Origin of the sequence: Bradyrhizobium sp. 604_D8_N2_3, assembly GCF_051810765.1 — a bacterium.
Classification (GTDB): domain Bacteria; phylum Pseudomonadota; class Alphaproteobacteria; order Rhizobiales; family Xanthobacteraceae; genus Bradyrhizobium; species Bradyrhizobium barranii.
Map to the genome: position 1 here is coordinate 5278063 of NZ_JBPWPM010000001.1, position 22645 is coordinate 5300707.

23 protein-coding genes are annotated in these 22645 nt (G+C 63.7%); 6 read left to right on the top strand and 17 right to left on the bottom strand.

Annotation, left to right across the window (positions count from 1 at the left end; genetic code table 11):
- Positions 1-104: 104 nt before the first annotated feature.
- From AB7245_RS25080 to AB7245_RS25130, 11 genes are all read right to left on the bottom strand, one after another.
- Positions 105-809 (bottom strand): ABC transporter ATP-binding protein, encoded by a 705-nt coding sequence (locus AB7245_RS25080; RefSeq protein WP_028153958.1) that lies wholly within the window; start codon positions 807-809, stop codon positions 105-107.
- A gap of 7 nt (positions 810-816) precedes the next feature.
- On the bottom strand, positions 817-2097 hold the full coding sequence (locus AB7245_RS25085) for a lipoprotein-releasing ABC transporter permease subunit (protein WP_014494909.1): 1281 nt from the start codon (positions 2095-2097) through the stop codon (positions 817-819).
- A gap of 73 nt (positions 2098-2170) precedes the next feature.
- Positions 2171-3490, bottom strand: a complete 1320-nt coding sequence (proS, locus tag AB7245_RS25090; RefSeq protein ID WP_085400306.1) for a proline--tRNA ligase — start codon at positions 3488-3490, stop codon at positions 2171-2173.
- Between the two features lie 151 nt (positions 3491-3641).
- Entirely contained in the window at positions 3642-5210 is a 1569-nt protein-coding gene (locus tag AB7245_RS25095; RefSeq protein ID WP_085400309.1) for a copper resistance CopC/CopD family protein, read from the bottom strand.
- On the bottom strand, positions 5210-5728 hold the full coding sequence (locus AB7245_RS25100) for a YcnI family copper-binding membrane protein (protein WP_085400388.1): 519 nt from the start codon (positions 5726-5728) through the stop codon (positions 5210-5212). Before AB7245_RS25100 ends, AB7245_RS25095 begins: the two co-directional genes overlap by 1 nt.
- A gap of 20 nt (positions 5729-5748) precedes the next feature.
- Positions 5749-6183 (bottom strand): hypothetical protein, encoded by a 435-nt coding sequence (locus AB7245_RS25105; RefSeq protein ID WP_071913414.1) that lies wholly within the window; start codon positions 6181-6183, stop codon positions 5749-5751.
- A complete protein-coding gene (locus AB7245_RS25110) occupies positions 6183-6704 on the bottom strand; it encodes a copper chaperone PCu(A)C (RefSeq protein WP_063983006.1) in 522 nt (173 codons plus the stop codon). The genes AB7245_RS25105 and AB7245_RS25110 overlap by 1 nt, the downstream gene beginning before the upstream one ends.
- Before the next feature lie 28 nt (positions 6705-6732).
- The gene (locus tag AB7245_RS25115; protein ID WP_085400314.1) at positions 6733-7230 is read right to left on the bottom strand and encodes a TlpA family protein disulfide reductase; all 498 of its coding nucleotides are present in this window, start codon (positions 7228-7230) and stop codon (positions 6733-6735) included.
- The gene (locus AB7245_RS25120) at positions 7227-8438 is read right to left on the bottom strand and encodes a sialidase family protein (protein ID WP_085400315.1); all 1212 of its coding nucleotides are present in this window, start codon (positions 8436-8438) and stop codon (positions 7227-7229) included. Before AB7245_RS25120 ends, AB7245_RS25115 begins: the two co-directional genes overlap by 4 nt.
- A 26-nt stretch (positions 8439-8464) precedes the next feature.
- Complete coding sequence (locus AB7245_RS25125; protein ID WP_354077664.1) at positions 8465-10870, bottom strand: TonB-dependent receptor family protein; 2406 nt, start codon at positions 10868-10870, stop codon at positions 8465-8467.
- A gap of 84 nt (positions 10871-10954) precedes the next feature.
- The gene (locus tag AB7245_RS25130; RefSeq protein WP_201266158.1) at positions 10955-11329 is read right to left on the bottom strand and encodes a DUF2946 domain-containing protein; all 375 of its coding nucleotides are present in this window, start codon (positions 11327-11329) and stop codon (positions 10955-10957) included.
- A 498-nt stretch (positions 11330-11827) separates the two neighbouring features.
- On the opposite strand from AB7245_RS25130, the gene AB7245_RS25135 reads away from it, so the two are divergent.
- The 4 genes from AB7245_RS25135 to AB7245_RS25150 all read left to right on the top strand — a co-directional run bounded on the left by AB7245_RS25135 (position 11828) and on the right by AB7245_RS25150 (position 15944).
- Positions 11828-12232: a globin gene (locus tag AB7245_RS25135; RefSeq protein WP_085400390.1), complete on the top strand. Its 405-nt coding sequence runs from the start codon at positions 11828-11830 to the stop codon at positions 12230-12232.
- A 139-nt stretch (positions 12233-12371) separates the two neighbouring features.
- Positions 12372-13394 (top strand): sugar ABC transporter substrate-binding protein, encoded by a 1023-nt coding sequence (locus AB7245_RS25140; RefSeq protein ID WP_063983001.1) that lies wholly within the window; start codon positions 12372-12374, stop codon positions 13392-13394.
- Between the two features lie 6 nt (positions 13395-13400).
- Complete coding sequence (locus tag AB7245_RS25145; protein ID WP_071913405.1) at positions 13401-14903, top strand: sugar ABC transporter ATP-binding protein; 1503 nt, start codon at positions 13401-13403, stop codon at positions 14901-14903.
- A 12-nt stretch (positions 14904-14915) separates the two neighbouring features.
- Positions 14916-15944 (top strand): ABC transporter permease, encoded by a 1029-nt coding sequence (locus AB7245_RS25150; RefSeq protein WP_071913403.1) that lies wholly within the window; start codon positions 14916-14918, stop codon positions 15942-15944.
- A gap of 251 nt (positions 15945-16195) precedes the next feature.
- On the opposite strand, the gene AB7245_RS25155 is transcribed toward AB7245_RS25150, so the two are convergent.
- The 4 genes from AB7245_RS25155 to AB7245_RS25170 all read right to left on the bottom strand — a co-directional run bounded on the left by AB7245_RS25155 (position 16196) and on the right by AB7245_RS25170 (position 19439).
- Positions 16196-17239 carry a medium chain dehydrogenase/reductase family protein gene (locus AB7245_RS25155; RefSeq protein WP_085400323.1) on the bottom strand — a complete coding sequence of 348 codons (1044 nt, stop codon included), beginning with the start codon at positions 17237-17239 and terminating at the stop codon, positions 16196-16198.
- Positions 17240-17435: 196 nt separating this feature from the next.
- Positions 17436-18140 (bottom strand): L-2-amino-thiazoline-4-carboxylic acid hydrolase, encoded by a 705-nt coding sequence (locus AB7245_RS25160; protein WP_085400324.1) that lies wholly within the window; start codon positions 18138-18140, stop codon positions 17436-17438.
- Between the two features lie 41 nt (positions 18141-18181).
- The gene (locus tag AB7245_RS25165; protein WP_085400327.1) at positions 18182-18568 is read right to left on the bottom strand and encodes a RidA family protein; all 387 of its coding nucleotides are present in this window, start codon (positions 18566-18568) and stop codon (positions 18182-18184) included.
- A gap of 1 nt (position 18569) precedes the next feature.
- The gene (locus AB7245_RS25170) at positions 18570-19439 is read right to left on the bottom strand and encodes a VOC family protein (RefSeq protein ID WP_085400329.1); all 870 of its coding nucleotides are present in this window, start codon (positions 19437-19439) and stop codon (positions 18570-18572) included.
- Between the two features lie 127 nt (positions 19440-19566).
- Between AB7245_RS25170 and AB7245_RS25175 the strand changes: the two genes are divergently transcribed.
- Positions 19567-20193 carry a LysR family transcriptional regulator gene (locus tag AB7245_RS25175; protein WP_085400332.1) on the top strand — a complete coding sequence of 209 codons (627 nt, stop codon included), beginning with the start codon at positions 19567-19569 and terminating at the stop codon, positions 20191-20193.
- Between the two features lie 108 nt (positions 20194-20301).
- On the opposite strand, the gene AB7245_RS25180 is transcribed toward AB7245_RS25175, so the two are convergent.
- Entirely contained in the window at positions 20302-20577 is a 276-nt protein-coding gene (locus AB7245_RS25180) for a hypothetical protein (RefSeq protein ID WP_167767920.1), read from the bottom strand.
- Between the two features lie 258 nt (positions 20578-20835).
- Here AB7245_RS25180 and AB7245_RS25185 point away from each other — a divergent pair, with 258 nt between their 5' ends.
- Positions 20836-21342, top strand: coding sequence for a methyltransferase family protein (locus tag AB7245_RS25185; protein ID WP_085400336.1), 507 nt, complete (start codon positions 20836-20838; stop codon positions 21340-21342).
- Positions 21343-22400: 1058 nt separating this feature from the next.
- On the opposite strand, the gene AB7245_RS25190 is transcribed toward AB7245_RS25185, so the two are convergent.
- Positions 22401-22619: a hypothetical protein gene (locus AB7245_RS25190; RefSeq protein WP_063982993.1), complete on the bottom strand. Its 219-nt coding sequence runs from the start codon at positions 22617-22619 to the stop codon at positions 22401-22403.
- Positions 22620-22645: the final 26 nt, after the last annotated feature.

The window sequence follows — 22645 nt, forward strand, 5'->3', positions numbered from 1 at the left end:
GTCGCAGCCGAAAGGCCTGACATGTCAAATGGCTGGAAGGCGTCACCCCGATCGTAGCCGGCCAAGGCCGGCTACTGCGCATGGGGTTGTTTTCGCAGTTTTTATTATTCGAGCTCGACGACCTGGCCGTTCGACAGCGACACGCGCCGGTCCATGCGGCCGGCGAGCTCCATGTTGTGGGTCGCGATGAGCATGGAGACCTTGGTCGCCTTGACCAGCTGCATCAACGCCTGGAAGACGTGATCGGCCGTGTGCGGATCGAGGTTGCCGGTCGGCTCGTCCGCGAACAGCACACGCGGCGCGTTGGCGACCGCGCGCGCGATCGCGACGCGCTGTTGCTCACCGCCCGACAATTCCGCGGGCCGATGGGTGATGCGGTCGCCGAGGCCGAGATAGCCAAGGATCTCCTTGGCGCGCTTGACGCTCTCCGATTTCTTCAGACCACGGATCATCTGCGGCATCATCACGTTCTCGAGCGCCGAGAACTCCGGCAGCAGCCGGTGCGACTGATAGACGAAGCCGATATCGGTGCGGCGGAGCTGGGTACGCTCGATGTCGGGCAGCTGCGAGGTCGGCGCGCCGTTGACGTAGACCTCGCCGGAATCGGGTGCTTCAAGCAGCCCTGCGATGTGCAGCAACGTCGATTTGCCCGAGCCCGACGGCGCGACCAGCGCCACCGATTGCCCGGCCCACAGCGCGAGCTTGGCGTTGTCGAGGATCGTCAGCGGCACCTCGCCCTGCAAGTACTGCCGCTTTATCTCGTGGAGATAAATGACCGGTACATCTTCCGCCCCCTGCTGGCTCTCCATCAGCCCCTCACTCGTACCGCAGCGCTTCGACGGGATCGAGGCGCGCGGCGCGCCACGACGGGTACAGCGTCGCAAGGAACGACAGCGTCAGCGCCATGATGACGACCGCCGTGGTCTCGCCGACGTCGATCTCGGCGGGCAGCTTCGACAGGAAGTAGAGCTCCGGCGAGAACAGCTCGGTGCTGGTCAGCCAGGACAGGAATTGCCTGATGGACTCGATGTTGAGGCAGATCACGAGGCCGACGAAGAAGCCGACCAGCGTCCCGACCACGCCGATCGAGGCGCCCGTGATCAGGAAGACGCGCATGATCGAGCCTTGCGAGGCGCCCATCGTGCGCAGGATCGCGATGTCGCTGCCCTTGTCCTTCACCAGCATGATCAGGCCGGAGACGATGTTGAGCGCGGCGACCAGCACGATCATGGTCAGGATCAGGAACATCACATTGCGCTCGACCTGGAGCGCGTTGAAGAAGGTCGAGTTGCGCTGCCGCCAGTCGACTAGGAACACCGGCCGGCCCGCGGCCTCCGTCACCGCCTTGCGGAAGGCGTCGATCTTGTCGGGGTTGGTGGTGAACACCTCGATCGAGGTGACGTCGTTGCTGCGGTTGAAATAGGCCTGAGCTTCAGCCAGTGGCATGAACACGAAGCCGAGATCGTATTCGGACATGCCGATCTCGAACACCGCGACGATCTTGTAGGGCTTGATGCGCGGCGTCGTGCCCATCGGGGTGACTGCGCCCTTCGGCGCCACCAACGTCACGCTGTCACCGGCATGCAACGACAGCTGGTCGGCGAGGCGGCGGCCGATCGCGACCCCCTGCCCGTCGTCAAAGCCCTCGAGCGAGCCCTGCTTGATGTTCTTGGCGATCGAGGTGAGGTTGTTGAGGTCGTCGGAGCGGATGCCGCGCACCAGGACGCCCGAGGCGTTCCACGGCGAGGACGCCAGCGCCTGGCCGTCGACCACGGGCGCTGCGAGCCGGATGCCCTGGACCTGGCTGAGGCGGTCGGCGACGTCCTTCCAGTCGGTCAGCGGCGATTCCAGCGGCTGCACCAGGATGTGGCCGTTGAGGCCCAAAATCTTGTCGAGCAGCTCCTTGCGGAAGCCGTTCATGACAGCCATGACGATGATCAGCGTCGCCACGCCGAGCATGATGCCGAGGAAGGAGAACCCGGCGATGACCGAGATGAATCCCTCCTTGCGGCGCGCCCGCAGATAGCGCGCCGACAGCATCCACTCGAATGGCGCAAAAGGCGCGGTTTGCTTGGTCTCGGTCATGGTCTCATCCATCGCTCGATAATCCCATGATTCGGGGTCAATTGTGGCCGGATTGGCGGCCGCGATATCGCGCGATGAACAATATTCAGCCGACCAGCCGGGCGACCGCGTCCGCAGGCGACATCGTCTCGCGAGAGCCGTCACTGCGCTTCTTGATCTCGACCTTGCCCTCGGCGAGGCCCTTCGGCCCGATCATGATCTGCCAGGGGATGCCGATCAGGTCGGCGGCGGCGAATTTGGCGCCGGCCCGCTGATCGGTGTCGTCGTAGAGCACGTCGACGCCCTTGGCGGTGAGCTCGGCGTAGAGCTTCTCGCAGGCCGCATCGACCGCGGCATCGCCCTGCTTGAGGTTGAGAATCGACGCGCGGAACGGGGCCACCGCCTCCGGCCATTTGATGCCGGCATCGTCATGGCAGGCCTCGATGATGGCGCCCAGCAGGCGCGAGACGCCGACGCCGTAGGAGCCGCCATGGATCGGCACATCGACACCGTCGGGGCCCGCAACCAGTGCCTTCATCGCATCGGAATACTTCGTGCCGAAATAGAAGATCTGCCCGACCTCGATGCCGCGGGTGTTCACCCGCTTGTCCGCAGGCACTTCCTGCTCGAAGCGCGCGGCGTCGTGCACGTCTTCCGTCGCCGCATAGACCGAGGTCCATTGCTTGATGATCGGCGTCAGGTCGCTGTCATAGTCGACGTCCTCGCCCGGCACCGGCAGGTCCAGCACGTCGCGATTGATGAAAACGCCGGATTCGCCAGTCTCCGCAAGCACGATGAACTCGTGGCTGAGATCGCCGCCGATCGGGCCGGTCTCGGCGCGCATCGGGATCGCCTTCAGCCCCATCCGCGCGAAGGTGCGCAAATAGGCGACGAACATCTTGTTGTAGGAGACGCGCGCTGCGGCCTCGTTGAGGTCGAAGGAATAGGCGTCCTTCATCAGGAACTCGCGGCCGCGCATCACGCCGAAACGCGGACGCTGCTCGTCGCGGAATTTCCATTGGATATGATAGAGGTTCAGCGGCAGGTTCTTGTAGGACTTGACGTAGGCGCGGAAGATCTCGGTGATCATTTCCTCGTTGGTCGGCCCATACAGCAGCTCGCGCTTGTGGCGGTCGGCGATGCGCAGCATTTCCGGGCCATAGGCGTCGTAACGGCCGCTCTCGCGCCAGAGGTCGGCCAGCTGGAGCGTCGGCATCAAGAGTTCCAGCGCGCCGGAGCGGTCCTGCTCCTCGCGCACGATCTGCTCGATCTTCTTCAGCACGCGGAAGCCGAGCGGCAGCCAGGCATAGATGCCGGCCGCCTCCTGCCTGATCATGCCGGCGCGCAGCATCAGCCGATGCGAGACGATCTCCGCCTCTTTCGGATTTTCCTTCAGGATGGGCAGAAAGAATCGCGACAACCGCATGGCAATACTCTGGGAATCAGTGATCGCCTGCAGTGAAAGCGGATTGGGAGCGAAAACACAAGACCGGGAATGAGGAAAAGCCGCTAAGGCGGCGGAATTCCTGTCATTTTTCCGTTGCCTTCAGGTTCAGCATGAACCGCACCGGCGCGCTTTAAGGCAGCCCCAGATCGAGCTCGTCCTCCAGCGTGACCTTCTCGAAATCGGTCACCAGCGCGTCGATCCGCACATGCCAGCGGCCGGCGAAGGGGAGCTCGACCTTGCGCACGTGCCAGTAGCCGTCCGGCCCAAGCGATGCGCCCCGCTCCATCGGCTCGATGCCGCGCTCCGGCAGGCTCAGGGTCAGCGTCACCTCCTTCGCGATCAGCGGCGTGGCCTCGCCGGTCATGAGCTGAAGCACGAAATCGTCGAGCCCGGCCTTGCCCGGCGAGACCAGCACCTGGAACATCGCCTTGTCGCTGTGGATGTGGATCGCCAAGGGCGTCTCGGGAATGATCGTCCGCGGTGGCGGGGTGAAGCGCCAGCCGGCGACGACGGCAAGGATGGCGAGTGCGATCGCGCCTTCCAGCATGATCGAGCGCTTGAGCGCGGGCGTCCCTGTCTCGTTCCGGGCCAGGGCCAGGGCCGGTGTCAGCCTGAACCGATTGAGCGCGGCAAGCGCCAGCAATCCCGTGACCAATGCAAGCTTGATCGAGAGGATGAGTCCGTAGCGGGTCTCGACCAGCGCGACCGGCTTTTCGAGCTGAACGATCGCGAGTGCGAGGCCGGTCAAGGCCAGCACGCCGACCGCCAGCGCAGCGATGCGGGAAAAGCGGTTCACGACGGGGAGCGTCGCAGTCGTCGGCTCCGACACCAGCGCGACCAGCGGCGCGAGAGCACCGATCCAGATGGTGACGCCGAGGCCGTGGAGAAAGATCGCCGGCCGGGTCAAAGCCTCCGGCGGGGCCGTTGCGGCGTGCCCGGTCATGGCAAGCGACAGGCCGACGCCGACCAGCGCGATGATCGCAAGAGCGCGCGCGTACCATGCGCTGCGCAGCGCCATCAACGCGAACAGCATCGCAGCAATCGCAACCAGCAGCGCGGGGCCGGCACTGGTCGCGAACGCGACTTTCCAGGGGGCGGCCGTCGCGAGAGCCGCTGGCGGCAGCCCGAGAAGATCCAGGCCTAACACCCCGAGAGAGACAGCGGCGCTCGGAATGCCGATGGCGAGCGCCACGCGTGGAACGGTCATGCCCGTCGTCGACCACGCAACCCAGCGCGCAAAGAACACGCCTCCGACACCGACGAACAGCCCGAGATAGAGACCGACGCGCGCCAGCCAGATCAGCACGCTCAACCCGCGATCAGCATTGGCAGGAGGTTGCGTCCCCGTCGGCATGCCGATCGAAAAGATCACCGATCCCGCGACGGGATGGCCGTCCTGCGAGATCACGCGATAGCTGACGACCGCGGTGCCCTGCGGCAGGTCGGGCGGCATTGCGACCGAGATCGTTTCGCCCGACGCGCTGACGCGCGCATCGTCCCGCGCCCTGCCGGCGCCGTCGATCAATTGGATTGCGCCCGGCGTTACCGCCTCGTTGAAGCGCAGCTCCACCGCCACCGGCGCGCTCGCAAGCATACTGCCGCTCGCCGGCTCGACCGCGACGAGCGCCGCATGTGCGGACGCGCCGGTCGTGAAGCCGACAACGCAGAGGAGCGTAGCGAGCGCGGCGAGCAGGCGCATCAGGGCTTTGACAGGAGCTTCACGCCTGGCGCCGGCGACTTGCCCTCGTGCGAATGCCCTGCCCCGTCCACCGGGATCTCGATCCAGCGGCTGACGCCGGTCTCGCACTCCTGGACGACGGGGAAATACAGCGTCGTGTTCGGCTTCAGACTGTTGGTCAGGAAGCTGCTGATGACGAACTCGTCGTAATTGTGATCCGGCAGCTTGCCGCCGGACCAGGCCACCTCCCTGACGCCGGAGGCAAGCTTGTTGCCGTGATAGTCGTATTCATTGGCGTACTTGCCTTCGAAGACATCGACGCTCCAGCCCGCCTTCGGCATCGGCTTCACCGCAATCACGCCTTCCGGAATCTGCACCCTGATCTTCACCGTGGGCGAACCCGCGCAGCCGTGCGGCACGGCGAAGACGGCCTTATAGTAGGAACCAACCGTCGCCTGCTTGGTCTCGAGCGTGATATGCGCCGATGCAGGCGACGCGGCCAGCGCGGCGATCAGGAACAGGCAGGATTTCTTCGACATGTTTGGCCCCTTCGACAACGTCATTTGATCAGGATCGGTGATTCCACGCTGACATGATCGGCCTCGGAGATCGAAATTCCGAGACCCAGCATCCAGCGTCCGGGTGTCAATTGCGCGACCTTCACGTGCCAGCTGTCCTCGCCGTCGCGCGAAGCCTCGACCGGCGCGAGCTTCCGGCCGGACTGCGTGTCCACGAGCGTCACCGACACGGCTCTCGCCGCGAGCGGCGTCTCGTCCGTGGTTTCGAGCTGGATGGCGATCTCGACCGGGCCGGCGCGCCCCGGCGAGACCGTGACGTTGGCCATCGCCTTCTCGGTGTGCAGGTGCGTGAAGAAGCTGTCGTCGTCCGTCGCCGCCGCAAGCGGTGTCGCGGCAACCGACAGCAAGGCAGCCATCGCGAGCGCAAGGCCCGCGAAATTTCGAGGCGAGGTCATCGGAGACTTGATCTGTTTCATCACATCTTCATTCCCGAATGATCCGGCATTTTCTTCATCATGTGCCCGCCGTCGCCGGGCGCCTGCGCACCGACGCCCTGGACGTCGAGGGAGACGGCGACCTTGCCGGCCTTCTCGAACTCCAGCGTCACCGGTACCTTGTCACCCTGCTTGAACGGCCCCTTCAGCTCCTGGAGCATCAGATGATTGCCGCCGGGCGCGAGCTTCACCGTCTTGCCGGCATCGATCACGAGCCCCTTGTCGAGCGGACGCATCTTCATCACACCGTTGTCCATCGCCATCTCATGGACCTCAGTCTTCCCCGCGATGTCGGCGGAAACGCTGACCAGCCTGTCCGCCGTTGTCCCCTTGTTCTCGATGGTGAGATAGCCGCCGGCGACCTTGGCGCCGCCCGGCGTCGCCCGGCTCCAGGCCTGCGAGATGACGAGATCGCCGGCCTTGACGTCCTCGGCCGCCGCTGGTGCTGCACAGAGCGCGAGAGCGAACGCTGCGAGCAGCACATCTTTCAACATGGTCTTCATATCGGTATTCCCGTTTGCAGATTGAATTTCAGTGTGTGGCGAGCTGTTGGCCCGACCATTTTTCGAGATCGGCCATCTCGGCCGAGCCTTCGATCGTCGTGATTGTCCCGTCCCGGGAGATGAGCATGGTCCGGGGAATGTCGCCCTGCCAGGCGGGGTCGATCTCGAACCTCAAACGCTCGACAAAACCGTCGTTGAAGATGAAGTTCTCGGTCGACGACAGCCCCGCCTTGTCAAGCATCGACTGCGTTGCCGCCGGCAAGTTCGGCACGAGATCGGCGCTGATCGTGACCACGTCGATCCCGGGATGGTCCTTCGCAAACTGCCCGAGCAACGGCAGCTCGACCTTGCAGGGGCCGCAGGTCACGCCCCAGAAATGCACGAGCGTCGGGCGACCCGCATGCCCCCTAAGGACGCCTTGCCAGGTGCCGCGCTCGAACGGTTTCAGGGCCGGCGCTGCTCCCAGCGTAGCCGTTGACGCGACCACGATACCCAGACCCAGAATGCCCGCAAATCGACGTCTCATGGCTGGTCCTCGATTGCTGTGAGCCGATAGCCATCCGCTTTCGTCATCCATGACAAATAGACCTGTCGGCCATTGGAGACGAGCAAGGGATGATCGGATGTGTCGGTCGTGCTCGATATCGTCTTCGGCGGCGACCAGCTCTCGCCATCGTCGCGGGACATCATCATCTGGACCGAGGTCTTCTCGCCGTCGAACTCCTTCCAGACCATCACCGTTCCCACAGCACTTGCGAGCACGTAAGGACGCGTCGGATTGCGGCCCGGCTGCCCTAGCGCCATGGGCGCAGAGAAGGTGCGGCCTTCGTCGCGCGAGTGGGCGTAGAACAGTCCCTTGCGCGCCTTGCCGTTCGTGTACCAGGCGACGTGATAGGTCCCGTTCGGCGCAACGGTGAGGCTCGGTCCGTGATGCGGGCAGGCGTTGATCTGCCAGTCGTCATTGCTGACCCGATGGATTTCCCCCGGCGTCGAGACGTCGGCGAAGGTCATGACCGCGTGATCGCGCACGCCGCCCTCGAAGATATTTCTGAAGATCACGGCCGGACGCCCGGGCGCCGCGAATGTCAGCCCCAACCGGCAGCATTCGCAGGTGTTGTCACGCGCAAGCTTCGCCTCCGCGTAGGTGGCGCTGCCATCGCGCGACGAGGCGAAGAACAGCCCCGCTCCCTCGTACTTCCGTCCTGCCTCCTTCGCGGGAACGCGATTGCGCTTGTCCAGCCATGCCGCAAAGACCGTTCCGTCCTGATCGAGCGCCAGCGCCTCAAAGCGCTGGCTCTCGTTGTTGGCGGTGATGGGCCTCAGCTCCGCAAAGCTCTTCCCGCCGTCGGCTGAGCGTGTGAAGAGCACCTGGCCGTTGAAGGCCTCATCCCTGAAGATCGAGAATGCGAGCGCGATGCCGCCCTTGCGATCGACCACGATCTTGGGCCGCGCATCCGGCCCCCAATCAAGGTTCAGCCGCTTCGTCGTGACCTGGGTGGGCACCGAGAAGCTGCGCCCCGCATCCGGCGAGTTCGCAACCGACACCTGCCCGCCCGCCATCCAGACCAGCCACAGCGTTCCGTCCGGTCCGAATGCGGGCGTCACCTTGGTTGCGCAGCGCAACGTCGGCTCCTCACACGCCGCTTCGGAGGCATGCTGACCGTGCATTTGCGCGAGCGCCGCACCTTGCAGGAATGCAAGAGCGATTATCCCAAGCAAGCCACTTCGGACCATGGCCCTATTCCCTTCGAGAGCCCGGATCATCTGAATGCCACCTTCATACCCGCAACGAACAGGCGCGGCGAGCCCGCGTAGATCGATCCCGTCGTGTTTGCGAGCACGCTCGCAGGATTTTGAAGGCCGGCCGCCGTCACCGTATTGGCGATGTTGTTTGCCGACGCGACGTAGGTACGGTCGAAAACGTTCCTGACTTCGAGGAACAGGTTCAGGGATCTGAAAGTGTCGGACACGAGATCGGTCTTGTAGTGGACGTTCAAATTGACCAGCTCATAACCCGGCGCCTTCAACAGATTTGCATTGTCCATGTAGAAGGAGTCCTTCCACTGGACCTCGACGAAGCCTCCGAGGCCTGCCAGCGGCCCGGCAAGCTCGTCGTAGCCAACCCGCGCCGTCAACTCGTTGGGCGAGATGCCCGGTATCTTGTTGCCTGCCCGGTTGAAGCTGAACACCGCGCCATTGGTGATGTTCTCGACATACTCCGTGTAGACCTCGTCGAGGTAGGTGTACGCCGCCATGAACCGCCAGCCCGGATAGAACTTCCAATCGGCCGCAAGCTCGATGCCGCGATGCTCCGAGCGCGGCGCATTGAACGTGTAGCTCGGGTTAGGTGAATTGACAGGTGTTGCCTGCGATACAAGTTCGTCGCGAAAGAACTCGTAGAAGCCCGTCGCGCTGACTTTGAGCGTGTTGTTCGGTGTCCAGTCGAAACCGAGGTCGTAGCCCAGATTTTTCTGAGCCTGGAGCTGGGTATTGTTGCCCGACAGCCCACTCGGCAGGACAAACAGGTTCGAAACCTGCGGAGTGCCGTACCCCGTAGCAACCCGCCCCCTGAGCACCCACTCGTTGTTCACCGTATAAAGCAAGGCTAGTTCAGGCGCGGTGTTCTGGAATTGCCTGTCCGCGGTCGTCAGCGTCGTCGTGGTAATGCCAGTGGGGCCAGCGTACGCATACGCAGTGTTGATCCCCTTGAGAACGGTAGTTTCCCAGCCGATGCCTGCGACAGCCGTCAAGGATGTCGTCAGCTTGAGCTCTTCCCGCGCGCGAACGCCGTAATTGGTCGTCTGGCTATAAAGATTGCTCGACAGACTGCCGAGTGTGGCATTGCCCCCCGGCATGACGTTCCGCGTGTCGCTCGAGGCCGTCAGGGTGTTGTAGAAGGCACCGAAGAACGTGGTCGATTCCAGGCCGAGAATCTCGCCCCGCTTGGTGACGTCGCTCATGAAATTGTACGAGGGAAAATCGCCGATCGCGCTGGTCGTGCCGGTCGGCTGATTGATGTTCCTGTCGTCGAACACGAACTGGTTGCGCCAGGTCGTGGTGTTGTCGAAATCGTGCTCCCAGCGGCCGCCGACGATGGTGCGGCGGTCGTTGCGGCCGAGCCCGGCCTGCACGGCCGTCTCCTTGTCGGTTCCAGCGGTTGCATTGAAGCCGTTGTTGAACAGTGTGACCGTGCCGCATCCGGCGGCGGCCGAGACGCCGGTCGCACAGCCCTGCTGGAAAGGGTTTTGATAGTACTGGTTCAGCGACTGCCGGATCGGCAGCCGCGTGCTGAGGTCGTTGTTGATGATCTTGACCGTGAAACGATCGTCCGGCGTCGCCTTGAGCGTGCCGAGGAAGTTGACGGTCTGCGTATTGAACCAGCTATTGCCGATATAGCCGTCGCCTCGCGTGTCGCTTGCGAACAGCGAGCCCTCGAAGTTCCCGACTTTCTTGCCGGCCGCGAGGTAATTGTTGAGATAGCCGTAGCTGCCGCCGTCGACGCCATATTCGACGCCGTCGATCGTGCCGCCCGGCCGTGTCCGGAAATTGAGCGCGCCGCCGGTGGCATAGTTGCCGTAGAGCGCCGACGACGGGCCGCGGATCACATCGATCGCACTGTAGGCCCGCGGATCGATCAGGTCACTGCGCGACAGGCCGTCCGGTTGCGTGACCGGGAAGCCGTCGTCGAAGATCACGAGATTGCGGATGCCGAAGCCGTTGCGGGCGTTGGAGCCGCGGATCGAGATGCCGATATCGCGGGGTCCGTTGCCCTGCTTCACCGATATGCCGGGGCTCTCGCGCAGCACGTCGGCCACGGTAACCGCCGGCCGGTTGTCGAACTGGCTGCGATAGATGGTCGTCTCGGTCTGGCCGGTTGGCGCCTGATTGAGACCGTCTCGCGCCGCGCTGGCCGTCACGGCCCGGTTTGGGGTCGACGCGCCGACGCTCGCACTCGGCGTAACGGGCCTCGCTGCGCGGCCGGCCGAAGCGGATCGCGGTTGCGAAGGCCGGGTGACTGGTTTGGCACGGGCAGTCTGCGGCGCCTCAACGGTCACCGCCGGCAGCTCCGTGTTCGTGCTTTGGGCAAAGACTCCGCTCGACGACGCAAGCAGCGCGGCCTGGACCGCGACGGCGCTCACGCCACGGCGGGCATGACAACGTAACATGGGGCATTCCTGACGCCGGCTTTCTCTCCGGCCCTTCGACAGCATCGATCGCCAGCGGACGGACCGCGGCAATCACGAGGGTCGTCAGGAAAATTGAGGTGGTGCGCGCGCCTGGGCGCTTGTGCCCTTATGGATCGCCACGGCGGATACATCCGCCGCATGCAACACCACGCGCGCGGCGTGGCGGAAGGGAATGGCGAGCGCAACGTGCGGCGGCGAATCGAGCGATGCGCCTGCCTGCGCCAGGCAGCACAGCGCGCACGCGGCGCCATGTGCGGTCGGCGCGCCGGTCTGGTCGTCCAGACCGCCCTGCTCGCTGGCGCTGTGGCAGATGACGCCGGCAGACAACGGATCGGCCACGGCCTGGCCGGCCGCCAGACAGGCGGCAATCGGCGCCAGCACCTGCATCGCCAAAGCGAGCAGGACCAGGGGTAGGAATTTTTGCAGCCGTGCGCGCATCCGCCGAGCCATTCGTTCGCCTACGAACTAAACACCTCGCCGAGACCTGAGTCGAGGTCAGTTCCGCCGGCTTCTTGGCCCAGCGCAAATTTCTCGAAAACTGTGCTCCTGCCGCCCCACGGGATGGGACGTCCGGCATTTGAGGCAGTCCGGCAACCCGCCCCGTCCACAGATTTCTTATATTTGTCATATGCTTACGGGGCAAACAGCCCGATCATTTCGTCAGCTGCTCTAATTTTGAACAATCGTTGCCGAAAATGATGACAAGTGAGAAAAGTTGATCTAGCATCCCTCTTGCTCAGGCTGGCCGCGAGGTCGAAGTCTGGTGGTCCAAGTCTCGGGAGGAGCCCCTGGCGCGCAAAACGCAGCGTCGCCCCGTCAATCAAGAGCAAATCTTAGAATCGGGGATAATAGGGTCGACACAATTTTCGAGCGGGGCTAGGGCCCCGCTCTTTTTTTGCCCGCAAGGCTTCTTTTGCCCGCATGGCTTCGATGCCGATGAGCGCTCCCTCTAATCCAATCGAAAGCAGCTTCGAACTCGCAGCCTCGCGTTGCGCGGATCTCACGCCACTCGTCTACCAACGGCTGTTCGAACAGCATCCCGAAACGCAGACCATGTTCCGCTCGCAGGGCAGCGAGCTGGTGATGGGATCAATGCTTGCGCTGACGATCGAGGCGATCCTCGACTTCGCCGGTGAGCGTCAGGGCCATTTCAGGCTGATCGCCTGCGAGGTCGCCTCGCACGATGGCTACGGCACCCCGCGCGAGCTGTTCATCGCGTTCTTCGCCGTCATCAGGGATACGCTGCGCGACCTCCTCGGCGACGAATGGTCGCCGGAAATCGCACAGGCCTGGGACCAGCTGCTCGTCGAGATCGACGCCTTCGCCACTATTCCGGCCTGACGCTTTGCGCTGCACCAACACGGGCTGCGGCGATCTCGCGATCGATTGCAGATTGAGTGGCGGGAACTCTTGTGAGAGACTTTCGGACATCGGTCGCGCAATCAATGACGCGCCGACGAAAATTTTATGGGAGCGAGCGATGTCCGGGACGAAAGATTTCTCGACGACGAGGCGCGATCTTCTTCAGGCGGCGGCGACCGCCGGCGCCGCGACTGCCCTTCTCGGCAGCATGGGCATAAACCCCGCCCTTGCAGCCGAGGTCGGACGATCCGAGAAGCCGCTGAAGGCGGCCTTCTCCAATGCGGGCCTCCAGGCCACCTGGTGCGCCCAGGGCAAGCAGGCGGCGGAATTCTGGGGCAAGCTGTTCAATGTCGAGGTGACCTGGTTCGACGGCCAGCTCGATGCGGTGAAGCAGCGCGCGGCGATCGACAACATGGCCTCGCAAAAGTGGGACTTCGTCGCGATCCAGGCCTTCGGTATCGGCACCCTCACCCAGCCCGTACAGAAGATGATCGATGCCGGCACGCCGGTGATCGACATGGACACGCTGATTGCCCCGCTCGACCAGATCAACGTCCACTCTTTCCTTGCCCCCGACAACGAGTTCATGGGCGCCTCGGTGACGCAGGCGCTGTGCAACGCCATGGGCGGCAAAGGCAAGATCATCATGACGCAGGGCGCGCTCGGCCATACCGGCGCGCAAGGCCGGGCGAAGGGCTTCAACACCGTCGTCAAGCAGTTCCCGAACATCGAGGTGCTCGACACCCAGCCTGCCGACTGGGACGTGTCGAAAACCGCGCGCCTCTGGGAAACCTACCTGACCAAATATCCGCAGATCGACGCGGCGTTCTTCCACAATGACGACATGGCGCTGGCCGCCGCCAACATCATGAAGGCGCGCAATCGCACCAACATCCTGATCGGCGGCGTCGATGCGATGCCGCCGGCGATCCAGGCGGTGAGCGAGGGCCGCATGTTCGCGACAGTGCGCAATCCGTCCTGCCGCATCCATGGCGGCGCGATCATCGCGGGCGTTTCCGCCGTGGTCGGCGGCGAGAAGAGCGGACAGGGCATTCCCAAGCACGTCATCACCGACGGCCCGGTCGTGACCAAGGCCAACGCCGCCGGCATGCAATGGATGGAAGATCACTTCCTGATCTGAGCCTCCATGCCTGAGGTTCGTTCGCCCATCCTGGAACTGCAAGGCATCACGAAGAGCTTCGGCGGCGTCGAAGCGCTTCGTGGTGTTGATTTCGCGCTCTCACCCGGCGAGATCCATGGTCTCGTCGGCGAGAACGGCGCCGGCAAAAGCACGCTGATGAAGATCATCGCCGGCGTGCACAGCGAATTCTCCGGCCGCTTCCTGATCGACGGGAAGGAGACGCATTTCCGCTCCGCCCGCGATGCGCACGCGGCCGGTATCGCCATGGTGCATCAGGAGCTGAGCGTCGCGCCCGATCTCACGGTCGCCGAGAACGTGTTCCTGGGCAACCAGCCGACCAACCGGTTCGGCCTCGTGCAATGGCGGCGCATGGCGCGCGAGGCCGGCGAGCAGCTCGCCCGCTTCGGCATCGACGTCGATCCGATGTCCAGGCTCGGCGACCTCCCGATCGGGCTGCAGCAGCTGATCGAGATCGCCCGGGTGCTGTTCTCCGGCGCCCGCATCGTCATCCTGGACGAGCCGACCTCCGCCCTCTCCCCGCCCGAGGTCGAGCGGCTGTTCGCGACGCTCCGGCGGCTGCGCGAGGAAGGCACTGCAATCGTCTTCATCTCGCATTTCATCGAGGACATCCTGCTCGTGTCCGACACGGTGACCGTGTTCCGCAACGGGCGGAAGGTCGCCGAGACGGCCGCGGCTGCGACCAGCAAGGGCGCGCTGATCGAGGCCATGATCGGCCGCGGCGGCGAAGCGCTCGAGCACAGCTACACCGATGACCTCATGCTGCCACGGCCGAGCGACAGCTCCGTGGTCCTGAAGGTCGACCAATTGTCGCTGGCCCGCAGCCTGAAGGACATCTCCTTCGAGGCGCGCGCCGGCGAGGTGCTCGGCATCTACGGATTCATGGGCTGCGGCCAGCAGGAGCTGTCGCGCATCCTGTTCGGCAAGCTGAAGCCGGACGGCGGCACGCTCGCCGTCGAGGGCAAGCCAAAAACCTTCGCCAGCACGGCGGCGGCGCGGCGCGCCGGCGTGGCGCTGGTGCCGGAGAGCCGGCGCGCCATGCTGTTTCACCAGGAGCCGGTCTACAAGAACATCTCGATCAGCATTCTCGACCGCATCTCGTCGCTGTTGCTCAAGCCGGCGCAGGAGCGCGACATCGCCAAGCGCCAGGTCGAACAGTTGCAGATCAGGCCGCCGGTGGTCGGTCTCGACCTCGGCATGCTCTCCGGCGGCAACCAGCAGAAGGTGGCGCTGGCAAAATGGCTGACCTATCCGCCGAAGCTGCTGGTGCTGTGCGAGCCGACCCGGGGCATGGATGTCGGCGCCAAGAACGACGTCATCAACATCGTCCGCGATCTCCGCGCCAAGGGGCTCGCGGTCATCGTGCTGTCGACCGAGCCGGAAACGGTGCTGTCGCTGGCCGACCGCATCCTCGTGCTCAAGCGCGGCGCATTGGTGCGGGAATTCAAGAACGAGCCGGTCAGCAAGGACCGCCTGCTGGAAGCGGCGTGACGGAGAAGCACCATGGCGAGCAGTGAGACGGCTTTGGCGGCGGGTCAGCGGCCGCGCGGCGTTGCGCCCTTCCTGCGCTCGCAGATGCGCAACATCGCGCCGTTCCTCACCCTGATCTTCCTCTCCGCCTTCTTCGCCCTTGCCAGCCCCTCCTTCGCGACGCTGGACAACCTCGGCAACATCCTGACGCAGGTGTCGGTGACCGGCATCATCGCGGTCGGCCTCACCTTCGTGATCCTCTGCGCCGAGATCGACCTCTCGATCGCCAGCATCGCCAACGTCACCGGCATCGCGGTCGCCTACTTCACGCTGCAGGAATCCTACGTCAACATCGCCAACATCCCCCTGCCCGGCGCGGTCGCGATCATCCTGTCGATCCTGCTCTGCGCGCTGCTCGGCCTCGTCAACGCGCTCGGCCTGACCGTGATCGGCATCCCCTCCTTCATCATGACGCTGGCCATGATGCAGATCGCGGCCGGCGTCTCGGCGCTGCTGGTGCGCGGCCAGATCGCCTACAAGGTGCCCGGCCTGATCACCACGCTCGGCTCGGGCTCGATCGGCGGCATCCCCTGGATCGTCATCGTCGCGGCGATCATGCTGCTCGGCGGCCATCTGGTGCTGACCTACACGCGCTTCGGCCGCTACGTCTACATGGTCGGCGGCAACCGCGAGGCGGCCGAATATTCCGGCCTCAACGTCAAGCTCATCCTCGGCGCCGTCATGGTGATCTCGGCGGTCTGCTCGGGCATCGGCGGCATGCTCGGCGTCGCCCATTTCGGCAGCGCGCAGCAGAACGAGTTCGACACCTATTTGCTCGACTCCATCGCCGCCGTCGTCGTCGGCGGCACCAGCCTGTTCGGCGGCCGCGGCGGCATCGGCAACACCATCGTCGGGCTGTTCGTTCTCGGTGTCCTGAATAACGGCCTCGACCACGTCAACATCGACAGCTTCCTGAAGATCCTGATCCGCGGCCTGATCCTGCTCGCGGCGCTGGTCATCAACGTCTACGCGCAGCGGCTGAGGGAAAAAGCAGCGGAGTAGATAGGCCCTCAAAACAAAAAACGCGAAAACAACCCCATGCACAGTACAAATCATTGAAGAATTTGGCGCGAGGTGGCTTGAGCCCCCGCCGCAACGACGTTTGACACGTCGGGCAAAACAGGAGCACAACGTCATCATGGCGCCGTGCCTTTAAGGTCGATGGGCTCAGGACCGCGACCCAAACTCCGTCATTGCGAGCGCAGCGAAGCAATCCAGGAATCTATCCGCGGATACATGTCTGGAGCGCCGTTTCAGGCGGCGCGCTGGTTGTGTCGCGACGAGAGATCCGGGCACAGCACGAGCTTGCCCTCGAGGCCCCCAGTCTCGAGGCGACGGTGAGCATCGGCGACCTCGTCGAAGGAGATCCGCTCGGCGATGCGCGGCCGGATGGCACCAGTTGCCAAAAGCCCGAACAGACGCTCCAAGTCCTCCTTGAACCAGGTGGGATGTCGCGCCCGCATGGCATTTACCGAGTAAAACCGGGCCCGCTTGCCGCCGGGCAACAATCTCCACAGGTAAAGGCGCGCGATCTCCATCACGATAGGGAGCATGCGACGCTGCGCTTGCACGCTCGCCGAGAAACCGATGGCACAGAGCAGGCCGCCTGGCTTGAGCGCCGCGTATGAGCGGCGATAGCCGTCTTCGCCAACGCCGTCGACGATAACGTCGAACCCGCCCGGCAGGACCCGCGTGAAGTCCTCATGCTGGTAGTCGATCGGCGTTGCCCCTAGCTCTCGGACGAGCGCCATGTGCTCGCCGCGCGCGGTGCCCCACAGCTCGATGCCGGCCAATCTCCCGAGCATGAGCAGCGCCTGGCCGACGGCGCCGGCGGCGCCGTGCACGAGCACGCGCTGGCCTCGCTGGACCCGGGCCGCGCGGTGCAGAAGCTGGTACGCGGTCGTCCAGCTCAAGATCAGTGTGGCCGCCTCCGCCGCGTCTACGCCCTCCGGCACGCGGGCCACGTCGTTCGCTCGAAGCGTGCGATAGTCGGCGTTTGACCCGACCACCGTCATGTCGGCCACGCGGTCGCCAATCTGAAAGTCGTGCACGCCTTCACCGAGCTGATCGATTGCCCCGACCACGTCGTAGCCCATTACGAACGGCGGCCGGAGGCCCATCGTTTGCGGGTATAGATGGCGCCTGATCAACACCTCGGTGTAGTTGAGGCTCGACGCAAGTACACGGACCCGCATCTCGCCCCGGCTGGCGGTCGGCAAGGGAGCGTCGACCACCTCCAGCCTCTCGGGATCACCGAAGAGGCTGACTTGAACAACTCGATTGCGCGGCTCCATCATCGGCGGTCTCCCTGCAATGTCGTGATCCAGCGCAAGGACCGGCACACTACCGCAACGACTTTGCATCGCCACGTCGGCAAGCACTGAGGATATGGCCGGCCTGAAGTTCTACCTTGATCTGGCTCAAGGCACGCGATGCGCAATTTGATCGCCACCGGGGCATAGCGGACTTTCGCGAGCCGTGAGCGCGGCCGATTTATGGGTTCACGGCCTCATCCGGCGGTAGCCGCGAGAAGCGGAAATTGCAGTGGCTCGCGCCGCCCGCCAATGTTTGTGTGCGCTCCAGGCGGATGCCACGCGCTGCGTAGGCGACGAAATCGAGGCCGCAGATGTTCGGCAGGATGTCCTTGTCCCCGTGGCGCGCTGCGAGCTTGCAAAAGCCGCAGGCCTTGTAGTTGATGCCGAATTCGAAGCTGTCTTGCGGACCCGGCTCTACGAAATCGTAGACGAAGTCTTCCGGAAACTCTTCCTGATGCGCTTTTGTAACGCTCCTTGCCGCCTGCTCGCGCAGCAAGGCCTGGTTCTCCGGCGACACGAATTGTCGCCCCGAGGCGAGACGCTCCGCTTCTGATACGGTCAGCAATTGCGCCTTGTAGGTGTCTCGCTCGATCTCGCCAATCACAGGCACCGGCACGCCGTGTCGTCGCAGCACCCGGCTGATGGCCATGAACCCCATCAGGCCCATGAAGAAATCGCTCATGCGGCTTGCCGCGCCGCCGACGTAGGGCATCTGGGTGAGGACAATCTCGAATTCGTCCATCACCTCCCGCCTGATCCCGTCGATGTCGGTGACATGCGTGCGCTCGCGCAACATCGCTTCGGCAAGGTCGAGCCGATCGCGCATGGCGGTCTCCATGGCGCTCCGATGCGTCTCGTAGAAGGGATGGATGTTCTCAGCCATTGGACACCTGAGGGCTCATTGCAGGGTTGGCGAAGCCGGCTTCATTCCGCGGCGATCGCCTCGATCTCCAGCAGCCATTTGCTGTCAACGGTCTCGACGACCACGACCGTCAGCGCCGGCCGATGTTCGCCGAGCACCTTGCTGCGAATGGTGCGATTGGTAACGACTTGAGTCCGGTCAGTCAGGAACGTGGTGACCTTGACCAGATGCTCGACGCCAAGGCCCGCGGCGGCGAGCACCGCGATCACGTTGCGCCAGGCCTGCGCGCATTGCGCCTCGAAACCTTCGGGCACGGTGCCGTCGGTTTTCTCGGGCACCTGGCCGCTGACGAACAACAGGCGGCGATGCTGCGTCAATTCAAGTCCCATGCTGTAACCGCCGGCGGGAGGATGGACCGTTGCGGGATTGTGGTTGACGATGTGAGCCATGTCAGTTTGCCTCCTGTTCGACGAATTCGAGCGCCAGACCATGCGCGGTGGCGGGTGGCACCAACAGCACGGCACCGGTCATCGCGAAGCCGACGCCGTTGTGTTTCAGTGTTCGCCCTGTCGCATCCAGATCAGCGACCGCCAGACGCGCCGCGCAAAAGCGCGGCGAAGCGCTGTTCGCGAGGCCCGGTAACCGGCGCGCCAGCTCGGACGGGCCAAGCAAGGTGATATGATTGCCGCGCTCACCAATCGTCAGCCGCCCCGGCGCAAGCTCGGCCGTGCCTTCCGTGAGGCGCTCGAGGAAATCGCGATGCGCCGCCGGCTCCGCCGCCGACATCACCACCTCGACCACGCGGAGGGCGCCGTTGGGATGACGCTGATACTGCGCCTTCCAGAACAGTTCCGGCGGGTGACGCTGCTGGCAGGTGAAGAACGCGATCCCGGGCATGGCGGGATCGGTGGCAAAGGCCAGCGAAAACGCGACGCGCGCCGTGCCGCCGCCAGGGAGCACCGCGTCGCGGCCGAAATCGAACGGCGCATAATCGCCGATGCGGTCGGCCCTGAAACGCGCGGCATCGGCGTGGGCGTCGGTGCTGTGCAAGACCAGCATCGACATCCCCTCGGCGGTCTCAAGAAAATCGCGGTTGTGGGCCGCGAAGCTGAAATGGCCCGGCGTGGCTGGCGGCACCAACGCATTGTCGGTGACGGCCAGCAACTCCAGAAAATTGTCGGCGAACTGCGCCAGGCGGTTGCTGGTTCCGAACGGATGCACACCGGTCGGTGTGAGGTTGAAGCCCAGCCTCTGCCAATCCAGCGCAGCCTGCTCCAGATCGTGGACGCAAATGACGAGATGATCGATTCGGCGCGGCATGGGGGTCTCCGGATTGCGGGCCGACCGTATCCGGCGATGACGGCGCCGATCAAAGCATTGTTGCTGCGGTTCAGCGCAAGAAAATCTATTGCAAGGCCAAGGCCCATCGGTGTCAAACTGCGCTGCGATGACCTACGCCCTTCCCCCGCTCAACGCGCTCCGCGCTTTTGAGGCCGCCGCCCGGCATCTCAGCTTCAAGCTGGCCGCGCACGAGCTGCACGTGACACCTGCCGCCGTGGGACAGCAGGTGAAGGCGCTGGAGGCACGCCTCGGCGTGCAGCTGTTCGAGCGGCTGCATAAGCAGCTCATTCTCACCGCGGCCGGTCAGGCCTATCTGCCCGGGGTCTCCGAAGGTTTTCGTCACATTGCGGAGGCGACCTCGCAGTTGAAGCCGGCGGGCGCGGTGCTGCTGCAGTTGGGGGTCCATGGCAGCTTCGACCTGCGCCGGCTCGAATTGGCGGAGTTTCGCAGCGCCCATGCGGAGATCGGTTTGCGGGTGCTGCAGCCGGCCGGCCTGCACGAATTGGTCGAGGGCAAGGTCGACCTGCTGATCGCCCGCGGTCTCGGCCGCTATCCGGGCTATCGCTGCGACCGGGTCAATGAGGGATCAGGCCTCGGTGATTGGCTGATCGCGGCTGAAGGCACCGCGGATTGCCCCGAGATCGTCAGCTTCCGCGACTGGCTGCGCGCCCTGCCAGCCGAGAACCCGCTCGCAAACCGCCGCCCGCGTCTGGTCGGCATCAGCGGAAGCTAAGGCGACCGTGAGGCATGGCTTGAGCCCTCGCCGCCAGGACGTTTGAGACGTCGGGCAAAACACCGGCACAAGTCCATCATGGCGCTGGTCCCATAGAGACCACCGAGCTCACGGCAGCGGTTCGACCTTCGCCGCCATATCGGGAACGCGCGTGATCTTGTACATGGCGTTGCTGCATCTAAGAACCCAAACGTCGCGATCAGGTCGAGACGCCTTCGTGTTCTTCTTTGCGCCGAGTGGCTTTTCGCAAGTGAAGCCTTGCGTGCGTATCTGGGCCGCAAGCATTCCCTGAACGGTTTCGGCCGGAATCTGCTGCGCCCGCACTTGCGGAGCAAATAGAATAAAAACGAAGGCAAGTAGTAATGATCCAGATGCTCTGTGCATGATTTCAACCCTTGAAGCAGCCGCCCCGCAAGTTCGAACGTCGCACTATAGCAGAAACACCGGTGTTGTCCGCGCCGGGCCTTCCGCGCCGTAGCGCGCTAGCTGCACTCATTGTCAGGACAACGAGCGCGGGTTGGTGGCAATTTGCCCGAAAGCAGACCTATTGCGCTCAGTTCAAGCTTTGTCGTTCATGACCCAAGGCGGACCTGACGCGCTCCCGGTGCGGTGTGTTAAAATAGCAGGGAACGGATCGTGTCTATGCCAAGAACTGCTGCCGTCATCGGCACCGCCATCTTCTTCCTGTTCGCGCCCTGCGTGGTGGCTGGGGTGGTCCCATGGTGGATTTCACGCTGGGAGTTCAGGTTGCCGTTTCTCGGCGTCGAGCTCACGCGCTTCGTCGGCGCCGCGCTAATTCTTGCCGGCTTAGCCGGGCTCGTGGATTCATTCGCGCGTTTCGCACTGCAGGGGCTCGGCACACCGGCGCCGATCGCCCCGACCCAACATCTCGTCGTTACCGGCCTCTATCGCTATGTGCGCAATCCAATCTACGTGGCGGTCGCCGCCGTCATTTTCGGCCAGGCGCTCCTGTTCGGCGATTGGGGGCTGTTCGCCTACGGCGCAGTCGTCTGGCTCGCCTTCCACCTTTTTGTCGTGGGCTACGAAGAGCCGACGCTAAAAAGGTCATTCGGCGCGGAATACGAAGCGTTCTGCATCAATGTGCCGCGTTGGATCCCGCGCCCAACTGCGTGGCGAGGCGGTCGGTAGCTGCCGTAGCGCATGACCTCGGCGCTGATTTTTGATGAGCTTCCCGAAGGCTCCTCAACAAAGCTTGTCTGCAATTGGGCCCATCAGCGAAGTGGCGGCACGCCCCATTGAGGTCCGATCAATAGGGCACAGCGGACTGAATTTGCTCAGGTTGAGTTTTTCGTAGTTTGACCCAGAGCGGTCATCAGCAGCCGTATTCGGGCGAAGTTGATATAGATCAACCTTGATGATGTGCATAGTCGATACCGCAAAATGTTGCTTGCAGTCTCTTCGGTAGGAATGAGCCGCAAAGGATAGTCAGTCGTTCAATCATTGACACATAAGGAGACGCGCAAATGAGGAAGCTTGCTTCGGTAGGACTGATCGCCGCGGCCATGTTCGCTAATCCGGCCATGGCCGCGTGGTACGACCAAAACGGCGGAGCCGTCCATCCGTCCCGCGTCGTTCACTGCATCCGGGCGCCAGACGTTGGCAGTTTTGCCGGAGGGCCGTTCAATAAGCCTCCCTGCGAACCGGCAACCTGGCGTAGGTCGGCGTGGCGCGACAAAAGCGGTGCAGTCGTCCCCACCTCCAACGTCGTTCACTGTGTCCGGGCTCCAGACGTTGGCAGTTATGCCGGAGGTCCGTTCAATAAGCCTCCCTGCGAACCGGCAACCTGGCGCTGAGGCGAGCGGCAAGATGCCGCCAACGTTCCCTGCGAAGCGAACGTTCAATGTCGGGACGGTTCGTTGACGCTGCGCGCTGGTGCCAAAATCACCGAGCGTAGACAAGTAGACAAAGAGAGCAACTGGCTGCCTGCGAGTGGCCAGTTCTCGCTCTACATCCGCGTCTGCTGGGCGGGAGCAACATCCTCGATGGTCAGTGGAGACCGCCGTTTGTCAAGCGAATACAATCGAGCAGTTAACTACGGCGTCCGCGACGCGGTTCCGAGATGCGAACGGACGATATATCGAACGTCGGTTGTTGGCCCTTAACGGACCTATGGACGCTGTCGTGGATTTGTCTGCTGCTGACCCAGCTGAGACATCGGCGCGGGGCTTCTGTCCCGCGTTTTGTGTTTAGGACCATGGCGGCTCTTCGCTCTTCCCGACCGCCTCGTGGTGGGTCGTGACACCCGCCGAACGCAAGCCGGTCAGCAATACGGTTCTCACAGAGGCCGGATCGAATCCAATATCCTTGGCGTTTGGTGGATGTGCTTCGCTGCCCTTCAACCGGAGCGCCAAGTGCAATTGCTCGCAAAGGTGCTGAACGACGAGATTGACCTGATCGTCAGTCATGATCTGCCTTTCCTGCTACATTTTGC